General features: G+C 35.4%; 1 pseudogene. It reads right to left on the bottom strand.

The features are described 5' to 3' along the window. Positions 1–355: 355 nt before the first annotated feature. Positions 356–443 (bottom strand): annotated as a pseudogene (locus L6C30_RS14760) (IS5/IS1182 family transposase); the annotation flags it as partial.

Consider the following 443-nt stretch of genomic DNA (forward strand, 5'->3'; position numbering starts at 1 on the left):
GCTGAAAAGGTTGCCGACACATAAAGTGACTCAGATTGAAGAATTGCTACCACACCGCTGGAAACCTGAACCGAATTAAAAAATAGGCATGGGGTTCAGCGGACGCTTACGTATAATACTACGCTTCATAAGGAGTAATTTAACTATTTTATTTTTACTACTAACAGTAATGCAAAGATTTATCTAAGAGTTGAATCAATTTTTTCAACCAACCCTTTTAAAATTGGAACTTGTCTTCCACCACACATCACAATAATCAGTCGAATAGGAAGCCAAACAACACCAAGTAATAATTTCATTGAACCCTCTTAATGTGGAAATATTTCGTTTTTAATTAGATCTCTTGCGAAAGTCATTATTGAAAATTTATCCGGTTTACCAGTGCAGCGATTAAGTTAATGCGTAAACCGAATCTTTTCCGTCTATTTCGATAGCGTTCACTT

Origin of the sequence: Acinetobacter sp. KAM396, from assembly GCF_021602765.1 — a bacterium.
GTDB classification, from domain to species: domain Bacteria; phylum Pseudomonadota; class Gammaproteobacteria; order Pseudomonadales; family Moraxellaceae; genus Acinetobacter; species Acinetobacter towneri_A.